The 4,248-nt window shown below is 74.3% G+C and carries 1 protein-coding gene and 2 pseudogenes; 2 read left to right on the top strand and 1 reads right to left on the bottom strand.

All coding sequences use genetic code 11. From position 1 onward, the window contains the following. Positions 1 to 370: 370 nt before the first annotated feature. Together SSBG_RS06545 and ftsY are read left to right on the top strand one after the other, a co-directional pair. A pseudogene (locus SSBG_RS06545) lies at positions 371 to 2,209 on the top strand (AAA family ATPase); the annotation flags it as partial. A gap of 388 nt (positions 2,210 to 2,597) precedes the next feature. Next, positions 2,598 to 3,821 carry a signal recognition particle-docking protein FtsY gene (gene ftsY, locus SSBG_RS06540; RefSeq protein WP_037869091.1) on the top strand — a complete coding sequence of 408 codons (1,224 nt, stop codon included), beginning with the start codon at positions 2,598 to 2,600 and terminating at the stop codon, positions 3,819 to 3,821. Positions 3,822 to 4,133: 312 nt separating this feature from the next. Here the strand turns inward: ftsY and SSBG_RS32495 are convergent. Next, positions 4,134 to 4,248 (bottom strand): annotated as a pseudogene (locus tag SSBG_RS32495) (DNA primase); the annotation flags it as partial.

The raw sequence follows: 4,248 nt of genomic DNA, 5'->3' as shown, positions 1-4,248 counted from the left end.
GCGACGTCGCCCGACGACGTGACGACGTCGCGTGCGGAGTGCGGCAAACGGCGCGGCGCCAGCCACGCAGGACGACGCGACGTCGCGCCCCGACGACGCGTCCGGCGCCGCGACGTCGGGTGCTGAGCGCCACGGGGCGGCGCGCGACGTCCCTGCGCCGCGCGACGTCCCCGACGCCGCCACCGCCGTCGCGACACCGGCGGCACGCGACGCCGCCGCTCCCTACGACGCGCCGGGTGACGCGACCCACGCCCCGGCAACCCCCGGCGTTCACGACGCCGTGCCCCACGCAACGCCGCGCGACGTCGCGCCCCATGCCGCCCCGTCCCCGCGCGACCTCGGAATGGGCACGCCCGCCCCCGAAACGCGCGTTCCCGCCCCCGGCCGCCCTCTCGCCGATCTGGTGCGCGGTCCCGAGGACCTTCTGCGGGCCGTGCGCCGGCTGCTGCGCGGCATGGTCGCGGTCGACACGCTGGACGACGCGCTGGCCCTCGTCCGTGCGCACCCCGAGCTCGTCGCGGTCACCGCCGAGGGCGACGTGCTCGGCGCGCACTTCGCGCAGGGCGGTTCCGCCGGGGCACCGAGCCTGATCGAGGTACAGGCGTCCGTGGACGAGGCGTCGGCCGAACTCGAAGAACTGGCCGTACGGTGCGCCGCGCTCGCGAGTGCGCAGGAGGATGCCGCGACGCGTCGCGCCGAGGCTGCCGCGGTTCTGGAGGAGCTGGAGCGCGAGCGGCGTACCGCCGACCGCGAGAAGTCCGCCGTCGCGCAGCGTCTCGGCGCGCTCGCGGGGCAGGCGAAAGGCGCGGCGGGCGAGGCGGAGCGCTCCGCCGCCGCGGCGGCGCGCGCGCAGGAGGCGCTCGACCGCGCCGAGGCGCAGGCCGCCGAGCTGGAGGAGCGCCTCGCCGTCGCGGAGGAGTCCTCGCCCTTCGGCGACGCGGGGGAGTGGGACGGCGATGAGGAACCCGACACCTCCGTACGCGACCGGCTCGCCGCCGACGGCGCGAACGCCCGGCAGACCGAGATGGAGGCCAGGCTCCAGCTCCGTACGCACGAGGAGCGCGTCAAAGCGCTCGCGGGCCGTGCCGACGGCCTCGACCGCGCCGCGCGCGCCGAACGAGAGGCGCGGGAGCGCGTCGAGCGACGTCGCGCGCGGCTGCGTCACGAGGCGGCCGTCGCACGCGCCGTGGCCGCGGGAGCGCGCCAGCTCCTGGCACACGTCGAGGTCTCGCTGGGCCGCGCCGAGACGGAGCGCGCCGACGCGGAGCGGTACCGCGAGGAGGCGGAGCGCGAGCTGGCCGCCGAACGGGAGAGCGGTCGCAAGCTCAAGGCCGAACTCGACAAGCTCACCGACTCCGTCCACCGCGGCGAGGTGCTCGGCGCCGAGAAGCGCCTGCGCATCGAGCAGCTGGAAGGCCGCGCGCTGGAGGAACTCGGCGTCGAGCCGAACGTCCTGCTCACCGAGTACGGGCCCGGCACGCCGGTACCGCCCTCGCCACCGGCCGAGGGCGAGGAACTGCCCGAGGACCCCGAGCACCCCCGCAACCAGCCGCGCCCCTTCGTCCGCGCCGAGCAGGAGAAGCGCCTCAAGGAGGCCGAACGCGCCTACCAGCGGCTCGGCAAGATCAACCCGCTCGCCCTGGAGGAGTTCGCCGCGCTCGAAGAGCGCCACCAGTTCCTCTCCGAGCAGCTCGAAGACCTCAAGAAGACACGCGCCGATCTGCTCCAGGTGATCAAGGAGGTGGACGAGCGCGTCGAGCAGGTCTTCACGGAGGCGTACCACGACACGGTGCGCCAGTTCGAGGGCGTCTTCTCGCGCCTCTTCCCCGGCGGTGAGGGCAGACTCCTGCTCACCGACCCGGACAACATGCTCACCACCGGCGTCGAGGTCGAGGCCCGCCCGCCTGGCAAGAAGGTGAAGCGGCTCTCGCTGCTCTCGGGCGGTGAGCGTTCGCTGACGGCCGTCGCGCTGCTCGTCGCGATCTTCAAGGCGCGACCGAGCCCCTTCTACGTCATGGACGAGGTCGAGGCGGCCCTCGACGACACCAACCTCCAGCGCCTCATCCGCATCATGCAGGAACTCCAGGAGAGCTCCCAGCTCATCGTGATCACGCACCAGAAGCGCACGATGGAGGTCGCCGACGCGCTCTACGGCGTCTCGATGCAGGGCGACGGCGTCTCGAAGGTGATCAGCCAGCGGCTGAAGTAAGGCGCGCGACGGGGGGACGTGGCGCGGTGCCGGGGACGCGGCGCGACGCCGGGGGACGTGGTGCCGACGCGGGGCGTCGTGCCGGACGCCGGCGCGGCGACGTCGCGTCGTACGGGGCGTGAAAGCCGCGACGTTACGGCGTCCTGCGCACCCACACCGCGCGACGTCGCACTGCCCACGCACGCGTTACGTCGCACCGCCGCCTACACCCTGTCGCGCCGTCGCGCCGCGCGACGTCGCACCGTCGCGTCCGCCCGCGCCGCGCGACATGCCGCCGTCCCGCCGCCCCACCAACCCGCCCCCACGTCACGCCGACCCCCGCTCCCTCGCCTCCCGCCGGACGCAATCCCCGACCCCGTCCCGGCCATGGCCGATACTGGGGGGCGTTATGGACATCGTCATCCTTGCAATCATCATCGCGGTCGTCGTGATCGGTGCGATCAGCGGTCTGGTGGTGAGCGGACGCCGCAAGAAGCGGCTTCCTCCCACGCCGCCGGAGCGCACGCCGAGCGTCACCGCCCCGGAGGCCGAACCGCACGTCGGGGACGAGGCCGAGAAACCGCGCGAGGAGCAGCGCCGCACGATCGAGGAGGTACCGCTTCCCGACGCGGAGACGGCTACGTCGACGCCCGAGGCCGTCGAGGACCCGGTCGTCGCGCTGCCCCCGCAGCCCGAGATCGAGGTGCCCGAGCCCACCGCCGGGCGCCTGGTGCGGCTGCGGACGCGTCTCTCGCGTTCCCAGAACGCCCTGGGCAAGGGCCTGCTGACCCTGCTCTCGCGCGAGCACCTCGACGAGGACACCTGGGAGGAGATCGAGGACACGCTCCTCACCGCCGACGTCGGTGTCGCGCCGACCCAGGAACTGGTCGAGCGGCTGCGCGAGCGCGTTCGCGTGCTCGGCACCCGTACCCCCGACGAACTGCGCACCCTGCTCCGTGAGGAACTCCTCACGCTCGTCGGCGCCGACACGGACCGCACCGTGCACACCGAGGCCGCGCCCGACAAGCCGGGCATCGTGATGGTCGTCGGCGTCAACGGCACCGGCAAGACCACCACCACGGGCAAGCTCGCGCGCGTCCTCGTCGCGGACGGCAAGAGCGTCGTGCTCGGCGCGGCCGACACCTTCCGCGCCGCCGCCGCCGATCAGCTCCAGACCTGGGGCGAGCGCGTGGGCGCGCGCACCGTGCGCGGTCCCGAGGGCGGCGACCCGGCGTCGATCGCCTTCGACGCGGTCAAGGAGGGCGTCGCCGAGAAGGCCGACGCCGTCCTCATCGACACGGCCGGCCGCCTGCACACCAAGACCGGCCTCATGGACGAGCTCGGCAAGGTCAAGCGCGTCGTGGAGAAGCAGGCGCCCGTGGACGAGGTGCTCCTCGTGCTCGACGCGACGACCGGCCAGAACGGCCTCATTCAGGCCCGCGTCTTCGCCGAGGTCGTGTCGATCACGGGCATCGTGCTCACCAAGCTGGACGGTACGGCCAAGGGCGGCATCGTCGTCGCGGTGCAGCGCGAACTCGGCGTCCCGGTCAAGCTCATCGGACTCGGCGAGGGCGCGGACGACCTCGCCCCGTTCGAGCCCGGCGCCTTCGTGGACGCCCTGATCGGCGACTGACCGGCCGTTCCGCGCCCCTCCCACGCCCGGCCCGAGCGCCCGGAACGGTGGCGGCGCGGGTACGTCGCGGCAGCGAGCGCGGACGACGCGCTGAAAGGGCCTCGTGGCACATCCACGGGGCCTTTCGCGTACGTACGCGCGCCCCGGAGCGTGCGTGCCCGCCTCGGGGGTCCCGCAGTGGAAGACCTTCCGGTACGGGCCCGGCGCGGCCTCCCCGCGCAGGCGCACCGAAGCGCCCGGCAGGCCGCCCATGGCGCTCTCGCGGCGCCCCGTATCCGCCTCTGCGGTGTCTCCGCGCAGCCGCCGGTTCCGCTACCCGCGCACCCGGTGCGCCACGTACGCGAGCGTCCCGAGCAGCAGGCACAGCTCGGGAGGGCGCAGCGCCGTGTCGAGAGAGGGGGCGCGCAGCCAGTGGACGGGGCCGCGG

This window comes from Streptomyces sp. SPB074 (genome assembly GCF_000154905.1).
GTDB lineage: Bacteria > Actinomycetota > Actinomycetes > Streptomycetales > Streptomycetaceae > Streptomyces.
This window is presented reverse-complemented; position numbering and strand designations above follow the sequence as displayed.

Coding starts and splice junctions, on each gene's coding strand:
- ftsY (WP_037869091.1), top strand. CDS start 2,598: ATGGACATCGTCATCCTTGCAATCATCATCGCGGTCGTCGTGATCGGT.